Origin of the sequence: Changchengzhania lutea, assembly GCF_006974145.1 — a bacterium.
GTDB classification, from domain to species: Bacteria; Bacteroidota; Bacteroidia; order Flavobacteriales; family Flavobacteriaceae; genus Changchengzhania; species Changchengzhania lutea.
The window spans coordinates 790202-808800 of sequence record NZ_CP039456.1 but is presented as its reverse complement, the minus strand read 5'-3'; the positions used below and the strand labels follow the sequence as shown (position 1 = coordinate 808800).

At 36.1% G+C, this 18599-nt stretch carries 20 protein-coding genes; 9 read left to right on the top strand and 11 right to left on the bottom strand.

The window, feature by feature from the left end; all coding sequences use genetic code 11:
• Positions 1 to 215 precede the first annotated feature (215 nt).
• Genes FAF07_RS03785 through FAF07_RS03775 form a run of 3 tightly spaced genes read left to right on the top strand, consistent with a single transcriptional unit; the run spans position 216 to position 1928 of the window.
• Positions 216 to 1493 carry a DEAD/DEAH box helicase gene (locus tag FAF07_RS03785; protein WP_142783858.1) on the top strand — a complete coding sequence of 426 codons (1278 nt, stop codon included), beginning with the start codon at positions 216 to 218 and terminating at the stop codon, positions 1491 to 1493.
• Positions 1494 to 1498: 5 nt separating this feature from the next.
• Positions 1499 to 1723: a DUF6500 family protein gene (locus FAF07_RS03780; protein WP_142783857.1), complete on the top strand. Its 225-nt coding sequence runs from the start codon at positions 1499 to 1501 to the stop codon at positions 1721 to 1723.
• On the top strand, positions 1704 to 1928 hold the full coding sequence (locus tag FAF07_RS03775; protein ID WP_142783856.1) for a VF530 family protein: 225 nt from the start codon (positions 1704 to 1706) through the stop codon (positions 1926 to 1928). The genes FAF07_RS03780 and FAF07_RS03775 overlap by 20 nt, the downstream gene beginning before the upstream one ends.
• Positions 1929 to 2087: 159 nt before the next feature.
• Here FAF07_RS03775 and FAF07_RS03770 read toward each other — a convergent pair whose 3' ends face one another.
• The 10 genes from FAF07_RS03770 to FAF07_RS03725 all read right to left on the bottom strand — a co-directional run bounded on the left by FAF07_RS03770 (position 2088) and on the right by FAF07_RS03725 (position 11471).
• Entirely contained in the window at positions 2088 to 2756 is a 669-nt protein-coding gene (locus FAF07_RS03770; protein WP_142783855.1) for a hypothetical protein, read from the bottom strand.
• Positions 2757 to 2809: 53 nt separating this feature from the next.
• Entirely contained in the window at positions 2810 to 3262 is a 453-nt protein-coding gene (locus FAF07_RS03765) for a tRNA (cytidine(34)-2'-O)-methyltransferase (RefSeq protein WP_142783854.1), read from the bottom strand.
• A 7-nt stretch (positions 3263 to 3269) separates the two neighbouring features.
• Positions 3270 to 4001, bottom strand: coding sequence for an SIMPL domain-containing protein (locus FAF07_RS03760; protein ID WP_142783853.1), 732 nt, complete (start codon positions 3999 to 4001; stop codon positions 3270 to 3272).
• Between the two features lie 20 nt (positions 4002 to 4021).
• A complete protein-coding gene (trpA, locus tag FAF07_RS03755) occupies positions 4022 to 4792 on the bottom strand; it encodes a tryptophan synthase subunit alpha (protein WP_142783852.1) in 771 nt (256 codons plus the stop codon).
• A 207-nt stretch (positions 4793 to 4999) separates the two neighbouring features.
• The gene (trpB, locus tag FAF07_RS03750) at positions 5000 to 6181 is read right to left on the bottom strand and encodes a tryptophan synthase subunit beta (protein WP_142783851.1); all 1182 of its coding nucleotides are present in this window, start codon (positions 6179 to 6181) and stop codon (positions 5000 to 5002) included.
• A gap of 122 nt (positions 6182 to 6303) precedes the next feature.
• On the bottom strand, positions 6304 to 6993 hold the full coding sequence (locus FAF07_RS03745; protein WP_142783850.1) for a phosphoribosylanthranilate isomerase: 690 nt from the start codon (positions 6991 to 6993) through the stop codon (positions 6304 to 6306).
• A gap of 126 nt (positions 6994 to 7119) precedes the next feature.
• Positions 7120 to 7902, bottom strand: coding sequence for an indole-3-glycerol phosphate synthase TrpC (gene trpC, locus FAF07_RS03740; RefSeq protein WP_142783849.1), 783 nt, complete (start codon positions 7900 to 7902; stop codon positions 7120 to 7122).
• 116 nt (positions 7903 to 8018) lie between these two features.
• Entirely contained in the window at positions 8019 to 9011 is a 993-nt protein-coding gene (gene trpD, locus FAF07_RS03735) for an anthranilate phosphoribosyltransferase (protein WP_142783848.1), read from the bottom strand.
• 308 nt (positions 9012 to 9319) lie between these two features.
• Positions 9320 to 9886 carry an anthranilate synthase component II gene (locus tag FAF07_RS03730; RefSeq protein ID WP_142783847.1) on the bottom strand — a complete coding sequence of 189 codons (567 nt, stop codon included), beginning with the start codon at positions 9884 to 9886 and terminating at the stop codon, positions 9320 to 9322.
• 181 nt (positions 9887 to 10067) lie between these two features.
• Positions 10068 to 11471 carry an anthranilate synthase component I family protein gene (locus tag FAF07_RS03725; protein ID WP_142783846.1) on the bottom strand — a complete coding sequence of 468 codons (1404 nt, stop codon included), beginning with the start codon at positions 11469 to 11471 and terminating at the stop codon, positions 10068 to 10070.
• A gap of 284 nt (positions 11472 to 11755) precedes the next feature.
• Here FAF07_RS03725 and FAF07_RS03720 point away from each other — a divergent pair, with 284 nt between their 5' ends.
• From FAF07_RS03720 to FAF07_RS03695, 6 genes are all read left to right on the top strand, one after another.
• Complete coding sequence (locus FAF07_RS03720; RefSeq protein WP_142783845.1) at positions 11756 to 12301, top strand: TlpA disulfide reductase family protein; 546 nt, start codon at positions 11756 to 11758, stop codon at positions 12299 to 12301.
• Positions 12302 to 12306: 5 nt separating this feature from the next.
• The gene (locus FAF07_RS03715) at positions 12307 to 12927 is read left to right on the top strand and encodes a thioredoxin family protein (protein WP_142783844.1); all 621 of its coding nucleotides are present in this window, start codon (positions 12307 to 12309) and stop codon (positions 12925 to 12927) included.
• A 108-nt stretch (positions 12928 to 13035) separates the two neighbouring features.
• Positions 13036 to 13353, top strand: coding sequence for a rhodanese-like domain-containing protein (locus FAF07_RS03710; protein ID WP_142783843.1), 318 nt, complete (start codon positions 13036 to 13038; stop codon positions 13351 to 13353).
• Between the two features lie 9 nt (positions 13354 to 13362).
• Complete coding sequence (locus tag FAF07_RS03705) at positions 13363 to 13761, top strand: rhodanese-like domain-containing protein (protein ID WP_142783842.1); 399 nt, start codon at positions 13363 to 13365, stop codon at positions 13759 to 13761.
• Between the two features lie 518 nt (positions 13762 to 14279).
• Positions 14280 to 14549, top strand: coding sequence for a hypothetical protein (locus FAF07_RS03700; protein ID WP_142783841.1), 270 nt, complete (start codon positions 14280 to 14282; stop codon positions 14547 to 14549).
• Positions 14550 to 14755: 206 nt separating this feature from the next.
• Positions 14756 to 15283 (top strand): hypothetical protein, encoded by a 528-nt coding sequence (locus FAF07_RS03695; RefSeq protein ID WP_142783840.1) that lies wholly within the window; start codon positions 14756 to 14758, stop codon positions 15281 to 15283.
• 71 nt (positions 15284 to 15354) lie between these two features.
• Here the strand turns inward: FAF07_RS03695 and FAF07_RS03690 are convergent, their stop codons facing one another.
• The gene (locus FAF07_RS03690) at positions 15355 to 18594 is read right to left on the bottom strand and encodes a WD40/YVTN/BNR-like repeat-containing protein (protein ID WP_142783839.1); all 3240 of its coding nucleotides are present in this window, start codon (positions 18592 to 18594) and stop codon (positions 15355 to 15357) included.
• Positions 18595 to 18599 lie beyond the last annotated feature (5 nt).

The following is an 18599-nucleotide window of genomic DNA, read 5'->3' as shown; positions in this document are numbered from 1 at the left end:
TCCAATGATTTTGTATTAGAAACACTGTTTCAGGGGGGTAACTAGATATTTAGTCAACCTCAAACGAAGTTCGTTATTTTTTTTAACAAAGACGCGTATTCAAAATCTAATCCTAAAATTAGATGTACCTTTGCGCTTTAATAATAAGAAGGGGGTAGAATACATCATGTTTTGTTATCTCAAACGTCCATTATGGACCTTCATAAACACAATATATGTCATTTCAATCTTTAGGCTTATCTGAAGCCTTGCTAAAAGCTATTAGCAAAAAAGGATACACTACACCATCACCTATTCAGCAAAAAGCCATTCCTCCAGTATTAGAAGGCAAGGATGTTTTAGCATCGGCACAAACCGGAACGGGTAAAACCGCAGGATTTACATTACCACTTTTACACATACTTTCTGAAAATCCCAAAGAGAAATTCAGACCCATTCGTGCCTTGATTTTAACACCAACGCGTGAGTTGGCAGCGCAAGTATATGCGAATGTTAGAGAATATAGCGAGTTTTTGAATTTGCGCAGTGCCGTTATTTTTGGAGGGGTAAACCAAAAACCACAGGCAGCTACACTACGTCAAGGCATCGATATTTTGGTAGCCACACCGGGGCGTCTTTTAGACTTAGAAAATCAAGGCTTATTATCATTAAAGCGGGTAGAAATATTTGTTCTGGATGAAGCGGATCGTATGCTCGATATGGGCTTTTTAAGGGATATACAGCGCGTAATAAAAATGATGCCAGAGAAGAGGCAGAACTTGATGTTTTCGGCTACCTTTTCAAAAGATATTAAAAAATTGGCACATGGTATTTTAAATCACCCTGTGCAAGTGGAGGCCACACCAGAAAACACCACGGTAGATGCGATTAGCCAGAAAGTGTATCGGGTTGCCAAAGGTTTAAAAACGGATTTAATTATTAAGTTAATTTCTGAGGGTAATTGGAAACAGGTTTTAGTATTTAATAGAACCAAACATGGTGCCAACAAGCTTTGCGAAAAAATGATTAAGGCAGGCATTACGGCAGCGGCCATTCATGGTAACAAAAGTCAAGGGGCGAGAACCAAAGCCTTGGCAGGTTTTAAAAAAGGAAGTGTTCGTGTATTAGTTGCCACCGATATTGCGGCGCGTGGCTTGGATATTCCATTATTACCGCACGTTATTAATTTTGAGTTGCCGAATATCCCCGAGGATTATGTACATAGAATTGGAAGAACAGGTAGAGCAGGAGCTAGTGGTGAAGCCTTATCTTTAGTGAGCGCAGATGAAACGACGTTTTTAAGAGATATAGAAAAGTTAATAGAAATGAAATTGCCTGTTGACATTTTGGAAGGTTTTGAACCCGATCCAAATGCCTCAACAGTGCCAATAAAGCAAGGTCAAGGACGCCAGAGCAGAAACTCACGAAATTCCAGATCAGGAAGTTCAAACAGAAGTTCAAGTAGAAATAGCGCACCAAGACGTCCTAAACGGAATACCGATAGGCGCAATTAAAACCGATGAAACAGGTTCTAAAGGATAAAATTATTGAAGTTTGCGACAAAAAGATGGCATCAAAAGGGGATAACGTGGGTTTGTCCTTTTATGCTTTTTTTGCAAATAAGAATGATAATCCGGAATTATTGATGGAAGCTGCTACATGGTGGATTAAAACGCATAAACTAAATCATTTTGAAAAAGCTGTTAAAATTAAAAGTTTAGTTAGTGGAATCGCAACCAAATAACCCATTACACGGTATCAAGCTGGAGCAAATCATTAACGATTTGGTGGCCCATTATGGTTGGGAATATATGGGATACATGGTGAAAATAAAATGCTTTACCGATAAGCCATCAGTCAAATCAAGTTTAAAATTTTTACGTCGCACACCATGGGCAAGAACGAAAGTGGAGGCTATGTATTTAAAGATGTTAGAGAAAAAGAACTGATCTAGTGTTAAGTTAAGCCAAAACCTACGCATGATCCAATGCATCTTTTGCGACATCCCGTCGTTAAAAAATAATTCCGTAGCTACGGCTATGCAATGATTTTTTGTCTAGGTCTGTCACAAAATCCACGATTGCCTTAAGCGTCATTTTAGCTTTAACTTAACACTTGTCTTCATCATCATCTTCAAATTCTACGACTTCAGCATCAAATTCAGCATCATTAAATTCATCTTTACTCATCCAGTATTCCGAGGTGGTTAAGGTATACCCGGTACCGCCATTGGATGTTAGATCCCAAATAATATCATCAGCTTCGTCAAAATTCTCCTTTCCAGCCAATTGATTAGCAAATAACCTTTTGATCACATTATTACCAGCAAGCGATTTATTAAGCACTTTAAGTACCACTTCTTTGCTGATATTTTTATTGGGAGAAATTTCAAATGTAATGATGGTAGCCTTGGCATTTGGAAAAGTCCCATTGTAGGCTTTATAAAGCAGTTGATTGATATTGAAAAGTTCATGATGTAATGAAATATCAGCGTATTCTTCAGATATCTTGTCTAGCAGCATGTCGTGAGACATTTGCTCAATCTGGTTTTCGTTTAATGTATCCGAAAGCTTATATTGTAGTATGATGGCGGCAGCTTCTTCAGGTTCAAAATCTGAAATGGCCATAAACAATAAATCCCTTAATTCTTCTGGATTTGAATCTGAAGCATTAGGGAAATCTAATTTATCAAGTAGTTCAATAATCGCTTTATCTGTCCAAGCACCTTTAAGCTCATCAACGGTTTGGACACTGTTTATAATAATATGATAGGTCATGGTGTGAAAATTAGTAGTAACAAATGTAGCTTAAAAATAATGGCTATGGAGGTTTAGGATATAGATTTTAAGCCTTCGTAGACCACAATACCTACCGCATTTGCCAGATTTAAACTTCTTACATGTTTACTGAATAAAGGAATTTTATAAAGATGTTGCTTGTGTTTTTTAATAATCGATTTTGGCAAGCCAACTGATTCCTTACCGAAGATTAAAAATAGATCATTTTGAAAAGGAATATCCCAATGATTTTTTGAACCATGACTGGATAAAAAGGCCATGGCCTGATCTTTATTTTTAAAGAAAAAGTCGTCTATATTATCATAGTAGAAAACATTTAAATGTTGCCAGTAATCTAATCCGGCACGTTTTAAACGCGAATCGTCAATTTGGAAACCAAAAGGTTTTACTAAATGCAAATTGGAACCGGATGCTAAAGCCAAGCGTCCGATATTACCAGTGTTATTTGGTATTTCGGGTTCAATCAATACAATGTTTAAAGGCATATTTTTATTAATCTACTTGATAAGTGAGTTTCATGGTGATGGATGCTGTTTTTTCTTTTGACGTGGTATTATATGCGCCGCCCCAGGAATAATCTTCATTGGAGTTTTGTCCCGTAATTTGAAAAATACCCATATTTGCAGTGATTAAGTCATCCAAATTTGCGCCAGAGTTTTCAGCAATGCGTTTCGCTCTCAAATTGGCGTTTTCTGTAGCTCGTGCAATCATTTCAATTTTTAAATCTTCCAGTTTGGTATAATAATATCGAGGGGGCATGGAGTACAATTGAATGCCTTGATTTAATAAATCGGTCACTTCTCTTGAGATCTTTTCAACCTGTTCGACCGCAGGCGAATTGATTTGCACCGTTTGATTGAGGGTGTATCCCGTAAATTCCTGGCCCAAATAATTACCGTTAGTGCCATAGTTTTGCTTCATGTTTTTCTGCGTTTCAACCGCACTGAAAACGATTAGGCTATCTGGGAGGCCTTTGGAATTAAGATACGCTTGGATGAGGGTTTTATCCTTTTTTAAATTGGAATAGCCTTCTTTTAAATCAGTGTTAATTCTGGAAAACTTAGCCTCCCAAACAATTAAATCTGAAGTGAAATTAGTCTGTCCCAATCCCGTCACGGCTATAGTACCGGCTTTTTTATTTCTATTTATTACTGCATTGCCAAAAATGATGGCAGCTATAATAATAGCAAGTGAGAATACGGTGGCACTAAGAGTCTTTTTCATAAAAACAGGTTTAAAGATTATTAATTTTTAGAACGTATGGATTTCACGAAATCACCAATGCTTGCTATGTCATTATTTGTAAGATGTTTTATAAAAGCACTTCCAATAATGGCACCCTTGGCATGTTTGGTAGCCTGTGAAAAGGTGTCTTTATCTGAAATTCCAAAACCAATAATTTGGGGGTTTTTCAGATGCATATTAGATATACGCTCAAAATACTGCGTTTGGTCTTTTCCAAAACCAGATTGACTTCCCGTAACGCTGGCGCTACTGACCATATAAATAAATCCGTTTGAAATGGAATCGATAAATTGAATGCGATGATCGGACGTTTGTGGCGTGATTAAAAACACGTTGATTAATCCATATTTTTCAAATGTCGATTTATAGTCATCATGATACACATCTACAGGTAAATCTGGTATGATAAGTCCATCGATACCAATCTCCTGGCATTTTTTACAGAAGGCTTCCACGCCATATTGAAGTATCGGGTTAAAATACCCCATAATGATTAAAGGAATATCGACCGTTTTTCTTATGTCCTGTAACTGATTAAAAAGTAGCTCAGTGGTCATGCCGTTTTGTAAAGCCTGTGTAGAGCTTGCTTGAATGGTTGGGCCGTCTGCCAAAGGATCGCTAAAAGGGAGTCCAATTTCGATCATGTCTACACCGCTTTTTTCGAGATCTTGAATAATGGAAACGGTATTGTTGATACTGGGATAACCTGCTGTAAAGTATATAGACAATATTTTTTCCTCTTGTTGTAATTTTTGATTTATTCTGTTCATCTGTAAACAATTTTATTATCCTAAACTGATTCAGGGTTTGTTTAATATTTCTGAATTTTGAAGTTCTGACAAAGTCGAACCTTCAAGTTTAATTATTATCGATAGTTTCATTTCTAGTTCTGCACTGCGTTAAGGATTGAGGCATTGTTGGAGCTCCTCGGAGAGAGCGACTGCCGAAAGCCTGACCCTTGTGGTAACGCCCACATTTTATATTTTAAAATAATCGATATAATTTTCTAAATCCTTATCGCCCCGCCCCGATAGACTGACTACCACAACATCGTCTGGTTTGAAGGTTTTGTGCTTAAAAAGTGCTAGGGCGTGCGCGGTTTCAATGGCTGGAATAATGCCCTCTAATTTCGAGAGTTCCAAACCGGCCTCCATAGCATCACTATCGGTTATTGATATGAACTCGGCGCGTCCTGTTTTTGATAAATGCGCGTGCATCGGGCCAACACCTGGGTAATCTAGACCTGCCGAAATAGAGTAGGGCTCTGTAATTTGACCATCCTGCGTTTGCATCAATAGGGTTTTACAACCATGTATAATGCCTTCTTTTCCTAAAACCGAGGTGGCCGCGCTTTCGCCAGAATCAACACCCAATCCGGCGGCTTCAACAGCAATGATGCCAACGGCTTCATTATGTAAATAGTGATAATACGTACCTGCTGCATTACTACCACCGCCAATGCAGGCTACCAAATAATCCGGATCTTCACGACCTACCTGTGCTTTTAATTGCCATTTTATTTCTTCTGATATGACCGATTGAAACCGTGTGACCATATCTGGATAAGGGTGCGGCCCAATGGCAGACCCTATGATATAATGGGTGTCTACGGGGTTGTTTATCCAATCTCTAATGGCTTCGTTTGTGGCGTCTTTTAGCGTTCTGCTTCCGGATAAGGCAGGAACAACTTTGGCGCCCAACATTTTCATTCGGGCGACATTAGGTGCCTGTCTGGCAATATCAATTTCACCCATATAAACAATACATTCCAAGCCCATTAATGCACAAACCGTGGCAGTGGCAACACCGTGCTGTCCTGCCCCTGTTTCAGCAATGATTCTGGTTTTACCTAGACGTTGTGCCATCAGGATTTGACCAATGGTATTGTTTATTTTGTGTGCGCCTGTATGATTTAAATCTTCGCGTTTTAGGTAAATTTTCGTGTTGTACTTTTTAGAAAGACGTTTCGCAAAATAGAGCGGAGAAGGACGCCCAACATAATCTTTTAAAAGCTGATCGAACTCTTTTTTAAAATCGGGTTCTGCCATTATTTTTAAGTAATTTTGGCGTAACTCTTCCACATTTGGATATAGCATTTCTGGAATAAACGCCCCTCCAAATTCACCATAATATCCTTTTTCGTTTACGTTGTAATTCATAATCTTTGTTATTCCTGCGAAGGCAGAATCTTTTTGTTAATTTCTATACTATTATTTCTTTTTTTCGTCATTGCGAACGTAGTGAAGCAATCTGTTTCTTTTGATGAGATTACTTCGTCGTTTTATCTCCTCGTAATGACGTTTCTTTTAAATTCCTTTAAATCTTCAATATTCTTTAATCCCGGTTCTATTTCAAATTGACTGTTTACGTCTATAGCGTAGCAGTATTTTGAAGCTTTGCTTTGTTGGAAGTTTTTAATGTTTTCAACTTCATTTAAACCAATACCGCCGCTAAGAAAAAACGGTACTGTTGATGGATAGTTGTTTAAAATAGCCCAATCAAAAGTATAACCATTGCCTCCGGGTAATTTTCCTTTGGTATCAAACAGGAAATAGTCAACTACGTTTTCATAGGGTTTTAAAATCTCAAAGTTAAATTCGTTTTTGATGGAGAATACTTTAATGATTTCAATGTTCTTGTCATTGTGAGACTTTTTTTCAAAGTCGCGGCAGTCTGTTTCACCTGAAGAGATTACCACGTCGTTTCTTTCCTCTTCATGACGTTTCAATTTCAAGCAATATTCTGGCGATTCTTCACCATGTAACTGAACTGCTTGTAAATTATGGGTGTTGATTTTTTCAATAACAAAATCAATATCGGCATTAACAAAAACGCCTGTTTTTTTTATTGAATTTGGTAATTTAGGAATATTAGAAGCATCAAAGTTCCGTACGGATTTTTCGTAAAAAATAAACCCAAGATAATCCGGTTGCAATGTAGCAACTTGGATTATGTTATCTTGATATTTCATACCGCAAACTTTAAGCCTCACCCTATCCCGATAATTATCGGGACTCTCCAAAGGAGAGGGAACTGTTGAGGTAATATGTTTGTTTTTCTTATTCATATAAGTAAGTATTCTCCTCCTTTGGAGGAGTTAAAGGAGGCCTTTTATAAATTCAGTGGCGCTTGCACCTGGGTTATCGGTTTTCATAAAGTTTTCACCAATTAGAAACCCTTGATAACCGTAAGGCTTTAATGCTTTGATGGCATTAATATGACTTATACCACTTTCTGAAACTTTCACGAAATCTTCAGGAATAATGCTACTTAATTGCTTGCTGGTTTCTAAACTGACTTCGAATGTTTTTAAACTTCTATTATTTACACCCAACATATCCAAACTAGGCATGATGGATTTGTGCAATTCTTCTTCATTATGAACTTCTAAAAGGACATCTAAGTGCAAACTTTTTGCAAATTCTGAAAATTGCTTAATTTCATCTCTGGATAAAATGGTAGCGATTAGTAAAATAACATCGGCACCATAAGCTTTGGCTTCTAAAAGTTGGTATTCGTCTATTATGAATTCTTTTCTAAGCAGTGGTAACCGGCAACTTGCTCTTGCAGTTAATAAATCATCTAAAGAACCGCCAAAATATTTTCCATCAGTTAAAACAGACATGCCACAAACACCAGCATCTTCATAGCCTTTAGCAACGTCTTGAATATTCAAACTATTATTAATTACAGATTTTGAAGGAGATCTACGCTTATGCTCTGCAATAATTCCTGAAGAACTATGTCTTAAATTGTGAGCTAATGAAATGGTTTGTCTTTCAAATAAGACAGATTGCTCCAATTGTGAAATTGGTATGAGGTTTTTTCGAAGTGCTACTTCCCTTCTTTTATCTAATGTTATTTTGTCTAATATATTCATTTTTTCTTCTTTATGTTCATTCTGTCTTGATACAAAATAAATCAAAAAAACCTAATCTATCTGAGTAAATTCCTGTCGAATATTCGCTGTTAGCTGAAACTGTGACTATAAACTTTTTATTTACTCAATTCAATCAATTTATCTAAACTGCCTTGTGCTTTTCCAGAAAGTAATGATTCTTTTGCCATTTCAAAACCTGCTTTATGACTTATTTGTTTCGTTGTGGAAATAGCTAAACCTGCGTTGGCACAAACCACATTGTTTTGAGCTTCCGTCCCTTTACCACGTATTACATTTATAAAAATATTAGCAGCATCCTCAACAGTATTTCCTCCAAAAATGGCTTCTTGGTTAATTTGAGAAACTCCTAAATCTTCTGGTGAAAAAAGTGTTTCAGAATCATTTGAAATCACTTTGGTTTTTCCTGTTAATGATATTTCGTCATAACCATCTAAGGCATGCACGATGCTATAATTTTTATCGGTATTTTGATAGAGGTAACCATACAAACGCAGCAATTCTAAGTTGAAGACGCCTACCATTTGATTTTTAGGAAATGAAGGATTTACCATAGGGCCCAACATATTAAAAAAGGTTTTTACACCCAATTCACGACGAATGGGTGCTACATTTTTCATGGCTGGATGGAATAACGGCGCGTGAAGCACACAGATTCCTGCTTTGTCAATGGTTTGTTTTAAGAAATCTTCATTATTAGAAAACTTGATGCCTAAGTATTCCATAACGTTGGAAGACCCGCAAGCTGATGACACACCATAATTGCCATGTTTCGCTACTTTTACGCCCGCGCCAGCTGTAACAAAAGATGATAAGGTTGAGATGTTAAAGGTGTCTTTGCCATCACCACCAGTGCCGCACAAATCAATGGCATTAAATTCCTTTAAGTCTATGGAGATACAAAGCTCCAAAAGCGCATCTCTAAATCCTCTTAATTCTTCTAGTGTGATGCTACGCATCATGAATACGGTAAGGAAAGAAGCGATTTGGTTTTGGTTGTACATGCCATTGGAAATGTTTACCAAAACGTGTTTTGCTTCTTCGCTGGAAATACTTTCGTGATTTATAAGTCTGTTTAATAAATTTTTCATTTTTGTTATTCCTGCGCAGGCAGGGATTTTTTTAATGTTACTTTCTATTTAGTTTTATCTCATTTTGTCTTGATACAAAACGAACCAAAAAATCAAATCAAAATCAGGAAATTGCTAAAGCACCATTTCCTTTCGGAATTACGTGCATGAAGCTGCGCTTCGCATCTCCATTCCTTCGTTCATTATTTCTGAATTTTGATGATTCCGACGGTGTCGGAAACCCAAGTTCAATTCAAATGTTATTATTTATTTCTTATTGTCGTTTTTTTTCAACTGAGTAAGCACTGCCCACTGTCTACTGAATACCACTAACTATTCAACCAGTTTTCCAATATTTTTTTCCCGTCTGGTGTTAAAACCGATTCGGGATGATATTGAACGCCTTTTACGTCATATTGTTTATGTCTTAACGACATGACCTGGCCATTGCTATCAAAAGAAGTGGCTTCTAAACATGCTGGCAAATTAGGATCGACCACCCAGGAATGATAACGACCAACTTCTAAATTCTTATCTAAATCCTTGAAAAGTATCTCATCATCCACGCAAATGGTGACTTGCGTGGCAACACCGTGATACACATTGTCCAAATTAATAAGTGATCCTCCAAAGACTTCGCTAATGGCTTGCTGCCCTAAACATACTCCTAAAATGCTTTTGGTTGCGGCATATTTTTTAATAATTGGTTTAAGTAAACCAGCCTCGTCTGGAATTCCTGGACCAGGTGACAATACGATTTTTTGAAATGGTTCAACATCCTCTAAATTTAATTTATCATTTCTAACCACGGTGACCTCGCAGTTTAAATCTTCTAAATAATGCACCAAATTGTAGGTGAAACTGTCGTAATTATCGATTACCAATACTTTTGTCATTTTTTATTTTGCTACGAATTCACGAATGTTTTCTAGACTTTTTTTACTATTTGTTTTTTTTATTGCCAACTGTTTACTTGAAACTGTTGACTTTTTTGCGTTAGGGATTGAAGCGGCATCCTTTTGCTTTTTTTGCAAAAGATATAGCGGAAAGCCCGACCCTTGTGGTAACGCCATAATTTTAAATATCTTCTGCTAACTCTATAGCTTTTGTTAATGCTCCTAATTTATTATATACTTCCTGTAACTCGTTTTCTGGGTTGGATTTTGACACTAACCCTGCGCCTGCCTGCCAATGTAATTTGTGGTTTTTACTTAAAAAAGTACGGATCATGATGGCATGGTTAAAATTTCCTTCAAAATCCATAAACCCAATAGCACCACCATAAAAGGCTCTACTTGTTTTTTCGTATTGTTCAATGAGTTGCATAGCACGATGTTTTGGTGCGCCACTTAATGTGCCAGCAGGAAAGGTATCTGCCACCACTTGCATGGTTGCCGTGTCTTGATGTTTTGTTCCTGTAACCTTACTGACTAAATGGATGACATGTGAGAAAAATTGAACCTCTCTATAGGTGTCTACCGTGACATCGCTCCCGTTACGGCTGAGATCATTTCTTGCTAAATCCACCAACATCACATGCTCTGCATTTTCTTTATCGTCTTTTACTAGAAGTTTGGCTAATTCGGCATCTTGCGTGTCGTTACCCGTTCGCTTAAAAGTGCCGGCGATGGGATGAATTTCCGCTTGTCCTTCGCTAACAATAAGTTGTGCTTCTGGAGAACTTCCGAAAATTTTGAAATTACCGTAATCAAAATAAAATAGGTAAGGCGATGGGTTGATGTTGCGTAAGGCCCGATACACATTAAATTCGTCACCCTTGAATTCTTGAGCGAAATTTTTAGAGAGTACCAGTTGAAATACATCACCACGCGCACAATGCTTTTTTGCCAATTCTACCTGTGCCTTATATTCATTATCTGTTAAGTTCGACGTGATATCGCCTTTTGATTTGAAGTTGTAAGACGCAAAATTTTTTACTTTAATTAAGTGATCTATGTCATCAATATTACTTTCTGTATCAAAACAATGTGCAAAGATATAGGCTTCATTTTTATGGTGATTAATGGCGATGATGTTTTGATATACCGCATAATACACATCTGGTATTTCAATGGAATCATTCTTTTTGGAGATCTTGATATCTTCAAAGTATCTTACGGCATCATAAGCAATATAACCAAAAATACCATTATTGATAAATTTGAAATCCGTATCCGAATTCACCTGAAATCGTTTAGTAAATTGGTGAATCTCCTCTGTAACATTTGTTGATTCGTTAATACTGGTTTCTTCGGTATGACCATCAGGAAATGTTTGTGAAATACTTTCGTTTTTAACTTTTATTGAGGCTATGGGGTTAAAACAGATGTATGAGAAACTGTTATCATTAGCGTGATAATCGCTACTTTCTAGCAAAATACTATTAGGGTATTTATCGCGTATTTTTAAATAAATACTAACAGGGGTGATGGTGTCTGCCAGAATTTTTTTGTAATGCGTGTATAGACTATATGTTTTCATGTTTTTTATATAGAAAAGCTTAAATAGGTTCATAAAAAAAGGCTTGTCGTGAATGACAAGCCTTTTGAATATTTTAAGTTTTAAATATACTAGGGTTTTACTTCACGAACGTAAGTTTCGAAAGCTCCACCACCAAGTATGATTTAAAATTGTATGCATTTGTAAATTTTTATGATTCAAATATAGAAATGAAAATAATACTACACAATACTTTCATGTCTTTTTTATATAAATGTTTGTTAAACTAGCGTAAAACGAATCAAGTATTAATTAAATTTATACTTATGAAATTAAAAACTCTTTTTTTTGCCATATTAATAATTTGTAGTTGTGCTGATAATAAGAAAAATGAAAATGTTGTCATGGAAACACGCACATCAACAAAAAAGAATCATGAAGTTACGGATGCTATAATTTTAGAAGTTTATGATTATGCTGGGCTTGAGGAATTTTTAAACAATCATGACGATAAAATTCATGTTGTTAATTTTTGGGCCACTTGGTGCGCCCCGTGTGTTAAAGAGTTGCCATATTTTGAAAAATTAAATGAACACTATGCATCAAAAAATGTGGAAGTATTATTAGTCAGCCTCGATTTTCCGCATTTATATGATTCAAAGTTGAAACCCTTTATAAAGCGTAATGGTCTAAAATCTAAAGTGATCGCTTTAGACGATGTAGATATGAATTCGTGGATTCCTAAAGTGGATAAAGGCTGGTCTGGATCAATACCTGCAACATTAATATATAGAAATGATGTTAAGGAATTTTATGAACGATCATTTACATATAGTGGATTAGAAGAAGAAATCAATAAATTTATAAATTAGAAATTATGAAAACACCCATTAAACTGATAGCATGCTTTGCTATTGTAATTGGCCTAAGCGCTTTTACTATTACCAGTAATACAACAAGTGATGGCTATAAAATAGGCGATGTAGCTGATGATTTTTCTCTTAAGAATATTGATGGTAACATGGTGTCCTTATCAGATTATAAAGATGCAAAAGGGTTTATTATAACTTTTACTTGTAATACTTGTCCGTTTGCTGTGAAGTATGAAGATAGAATTATTGAGTTGGATAAAAAATATGCTTTAAAAGGCTATCCCGTTATAGCCATTATGCCTAACAATACCAGTGTGAAACCTGGGGATAATATGGATGCTATGAAAGCGCGCGCTACAAGCAAAGGCTTTACGTTTCCTTATTTAATGGATGAAGGCCAAAACGTGTACCCTAAATTTGGGGCGACTAAAACGCCACATATATTCGTTTTACAAAAAACAAAGGATGGTAATGTTGTGAAATATATAGGTGCTATTGATGATAACTACCAAGATGCTGCTGCTGTTAAAACAAGATATGTTGAAAATGCCGTAGATGCATTGCTAGCTGGAAAAGAAGTAAAAGAAACGGAAACAAAAGCTATTGGTTGTAGTATTAAAGTCTAGTTTTAGAATTAAGTAAAAATAAATACGAGATGTAATACTTCCGTTTTTTTGTGATCTTTTTAAAATAGATGTCTTAGTTTTGTGCGAACTAATGATATTATATCAAAAATGGAAGACTTAACGCAAGAAGAATGGGTAACACAGTTAGAACATGATGAGAATGCTGTGATATTAGATGTTAGAACAGATGATGAAGTGCAAGAAGGCATTATACCTAACGCTGTGCATTTAGATATTTATAAAGGCCAAGAATTTATTAATGAGTTGCATAGCTTAGATAAAAGTAAAAACTATTATGTATACTGCAGGTCTGGGAAAAGAAGTGGACAAGCATGCTCTATAATGGCACAACTTGGTTTTGAAAACGCTTATAATTTAGAAGGTGGCATTTTGAAATGGGAAGGTGATTTAATTGATATAGAATAAATAGTTATAATGAAAAGATTTATATTTTTAATAGCATGTACCTTTAGTTTAACCTTACTTAATTGTCAACAAGCTAAACAAAATAGTGTTGTTGAAACGATTGCACCTGAGGCTTTTGAACAACTTCTAGAGAAGCAGACCGTTCAGTTAGTAGATGTGAGAACACTTGAAGAGTTTCAGGAAGAACATATTGAAGCTGCAATAAATATGGATTTTTTAGCACCTTCATTCATTGAGGAGATTGACAAATTAGATAAAGATCAACCTGTGCTTATCTATTGCCGTTCAGGAAAGCGCAGTGCCAATAGCATTGAACAATTTCAGCAAGTCGGTTTCAAAAAAATCGTCAACCTTGATGGCGGTATTTTAAATTGGAAATCTGAAGGGTTTCCAGTTACAAGTCAATAATTTTCTTTTCCCTAATTCTATTTAAAATAGTGCACTTCATAATAGCTTTGTAGTGAACTCATCTTGACTTTTTCTATTTCCTAAAAAATGGCCGAAATCTGCCCATAATTCGTTACTTTTTTTATCCGTAGCGATGCTATGTCTTTCAAAAAGTGCCTAATCTGGACAAATTTCATCTCATTTTCGGTTAAACATAAAAAGTCAAGATGAGTTCAGTGATTAGCCAACCAAATTATTTTTTAGGTTTAATTCCCCGACACCTGCGTTTAAATAAAAAGGGTATCCTTATATGATACCTCTTACCCTTGTGGCGAGGTAGTTCATTTACACAATCACTAAAAGCCTTCTTTGTAATCAATGGGATTACTTAGAAGGTTTTTTAACTAGTTCAACTTCTTTTTAAGTACTTCACCTTTTTTATTTTTTAGATCATTAAGATTTTCTGTATATTTATGGAGAATTAATAATTTTAATAAACAAAACTTAATAATCCTTTAATTTTTTATTTTAATAGCACTATGGAAAACGGTTATGTGATACTCGGTTTAATTGCGCTTTTATTCCTAAGTATGTATGGGTATGCCTATGCTTCTGTGGCTTTTGAAAAGCTTAAACAAAATAGAGCTAGAAAAAATGAGTTGCTAGAAGAAGAAGCGAGACGCCTAGAGTCCATTAGAAAACAAGAAGAAAGAGACGAAAAGGTTAGAAAATTCAATAAACGAAAAGAAGAAATACAGCATGAGTTATTGCTGCTAGAGAAAATGAAAAAGAAACAAAAAGTAGGCTAGAATTACTTAATATATAAACATTAAAAACCTCATGTAAATTATTTATTTACATGAGGTTTTTTTATTAATCGTTTAAAACGGTTCATTATATTATACTTATACTCTTTTTCACGAAACTCACATAAACAGTCTGAAAATCAAATATTTAAGTTTTATTTGTTAACTTTAGACCTTACTAACAAATTCAAACCACACCTATGAAAAGTATGTATTCAATTTTATGTATTCTTTTAATTGTTTTTTCTTGTGAACAAAAGCCAGATAATTCAGCGCAAGAAACTTTTGAAAAAAACTCACAAATTATTTTAAATGAATTGGAAAACTGGGTAAATGAAACACCAGACTATTCAAATTATGCTTCAGATTTTGTAGCGGTCGAAACTGCTTTTGGAGCCGAAAAAGACAGCTTAACGTTAAATGAAGTCATTGAAAATGATAAAATGACCATGCAAATGTTCGACTTTAAAATGCTTAATGAGCCTGTATTATTGCCAGGAGTGAATGCAGACACTAAGATGGCTGATGGCTCGGTAAGACATTATAGCGATTGGGAAGTTACGCTTCCAGCAACAGATTCTACTGAAGCTAAATCAGGTGTTATTAAAACCTACCAGTCCTTTGATTTTGATGAAGAAGGAAAAATTCGTTACAGTCAAATGTATGCAGATTTTGGTGGATTAATGCAACACCTTATGAGTTCAGAGCCAATGCATGCAGAAGGTGACATGGAATAGGCCATATCTCAAGCAACAAAAAAATTAAAGCCCTGTGGAAATTTTCACAGGGCTTTTTTAATATTTTATTTTTAATCCAAAATGGGAGGGACGCCAGCTTTATAAAGTTTTGCTTCCATGTTTGGAATATCATCGTTCGCAAAGGTATCTATTTTTGGTTTGATTCTGTAGAACATCGCCTTCACCATTTTTAGACTTTCCATATGCATTTCAGTGGGACCATAACTACCTCTTAAACTACTTTGCGCTACATATAAACGCTGCATTATAGAAGGCAAGTCTTTTTCTCCTACTTCTTTTTTAGAAGCATTTCCATGGAGGGATTGATTAATGGAGTTCATGGTTTTAATTAAGGAAGCAATTTCTCCACCCAAGGCTCCCGGATTTTCTTCGGCATATGGTAAGGCCTTCTCTAATGCCTTTAACTTTTCTGATGCCTTATTAAACATATTTACAGAGATCGCCATGCTTTGTTTGAAAACTTTCAAGTCTGAAGTATAGGCTTCGAGATTACTGTTCATTGGGTTATCAAGACTACTTTGACTAATACGCTCCACTACAAAGGTTTGCTTTTCTCCCAATGGTTTTATTTCACCATCAATTTTTGAATACATAGACACATTATAAGTACCATCATCTACAAACAAATTGTAGTAATTGGTATTAGGTTCGTCGATTTTATCCATGTTTAATGAGGCAACAAACGGTTTTCTTAAATTCCAGGACACGCGGTTAAATCCTTTTTTATAATCACCAGTTATTCGTGTCACAAATTTATCATTACGGTCTCTTATCACTAAAATTATGGAAGCATCACTTTCGTTTTTTTCTTCATCCAAAGCATTCCAGCCTGGAAAAGGAATATTTTTATTATCCTTCTTTAAAAGCTTCTCTTTATTTTGTCGTTTTGCTTTTTGGGTTTCAAAATTTTCTGGAAGATAATAGGTGAACAAAGCACCGTATTCTGGGTTTTTAGCAAGGAAATAACTTGCGCCTTGACTAGATGTTCCGCCTCTAATGGGTACATATTGTAATGCTTTTCTAGGCTTAAATAAATTCGCTTTTGAGAATCCGTCACTACTCATGGCTCTTAAAGGACTATAATCATCTAAAATATAAAATCCGCGCCCAAATGATGCACCCACCAAATCGGTTTCACGTTTTTGAATGGCTAAATCCCTAAAAGGAATTGTAGGTAACCCATCAGAAAATTTTATCCATTTTTCACCTTGATTGAGTGAAACATAAATGCCATATTCGGTGCCCAGAAATAATAAATTAGGATTGATATGATCTTGCACCAGACGCCAAATCAAGGTGTTATCTGGAATTCCGTTTGTAATGGATATCCATGATTTTCCACCATTTTCACTCTTTAAAAGATAAGGTTTATAATCTCCAAACTTATGGTTATCTAAGGCGACATAAACATTGTTAGCATCGTGAAAATCAGCTTTTATATCATTTACAAATGCCGTTGAAGGCACACCAGGTAGATTGTTAACATTCAAAGATGTCCATGAAGTTCCACCATTTTTGGTGTATTGAATAACACCGTCATCAGTGCCAGCATATATAATATCACTATTTTTGGGTGACTCAGAAAGGGAGGTGATGGTGTTGTAAGTAGACATGGCATAAACATCCCAAGCAGCATCCCAACTTTTTTGTTTACCCATAACGGGCAGTGTTAAGCGCTCTTGGTTTTTGGTTAAATCTTTTGAAATTGGTGTCCAGCTATCGCCACGATTATCTGATTTCCATACCCGCTGCGATCCAAAATAAATTCGTTTTGGGTCATGATGACTAACAATAATAGGGGAGTCCCAATTAAAGCGCTCATAAGGCTCGTCGATACCAGACTGTGGTTTGATATAAACAGCTTCACCGGTTGTTCGGTCCACGCGATGTAGATTACCTTGTTGCGATTGTGCATATACAATATTAGGGTTTCCAGGTTCGGTGGCAGGTTGGTGCCCGTCACCGCCCAAGAGTACAAACCAATCGGAATTGGAAATGCCATTGGTTTTAAGTGTACGCGAAGGGCCACCTTGAGAATTATTATCTTGGGTGCCTCCATAAACATTATAAAAAGGCTTCGCATCGTCCACTGCTAATTTATAAAACTGGGTGATTGGTAGATTATTTACAAATTTCCATGTCTCCGTATTATCGAACGATTCATAAATTCCACCATCGGTACCAACTAATAAATAATTTGGATCGTTTGGTTTAAAGGTCATGGAGTGATTATCGGAGTGTTTATTTGATTCCTTCATCGTATAGAAGTTTTTACCGCCATCTTCAGAAACCAAAACCCTGACATTCATAAGATAAATTTTATCAAATTCATGTGGTGATGCCACCAGTTCTTGATAGTAATGAGGTCCCGTTCCGCCTGAAACAGCATCAGACATTTTCGTCCAACTTCCACCTTGATTTTCGGAGCGATAGACGGCACCTTTTTTTCTATCGAGTTCAATAGCAGCATATAAAACATCTGGGTTTATGGGCGAAATGGCAAGCCCGATTTTCCCCATTTCAGAAGTGGGCAACCCGTTTTTAAGTGGATTCCATGTCTCACCACCATCTGTACTTTTATGGATAGCAGTGCCTTCGCCACCTCCAACATAGGCGGCTACAGTTCTGTGCCGTTGCCATGTTGCTGCGTATAGAATATTTTCATTTCTGGGATCCATAATAATATCGGTAACACCGGTCCACTCGTTACTCTTTAAAACCAGATTCCAAGTGTCACCACCATCTACCGTTTTGTACAAACCACGTTCGCCACCAGAACTCCATAGAGGCCCTTGGACGGCCACCCATATTTCATTGGAATTTTTTGGATTTACTATAATTTTTGAAATATGTTCTGATTGTTTTAAGCCCTTATTTTTCCATGTTTTACCGCCATCTTGACTTAGGTAAATGCCATGGCCTATACCAACATGTCTGCCGCCAACATTTTCGCCGGTACCTAACCAAATGGTGCTAGAATGCTTTGGGTCCAAGGTTAAGCATCCTGTAGAATAAAAGGGTTGACTATCTGTTAAAGGTGTCCATGTAGTTCCGGCATTAATTGTTTTCCAAACGCCTCCAGAACCTACGGCAACATACCAGGTGTTTTCATTGTTTGGATCAATCGCGATGTCCGCAATCCTGCCCGACATAAATGCAGGACCAATACTTCTAAATTTTAAACCAGAAAGCGTAGAATCCACTTTCGTGTCAGCTTCTTTTTGAGCGTTAATGGAAATGATAAGAAAAAAAAGAAAAAGAGTAGTGTAGAGTTTTTTGAAGTTAGTCATTTATT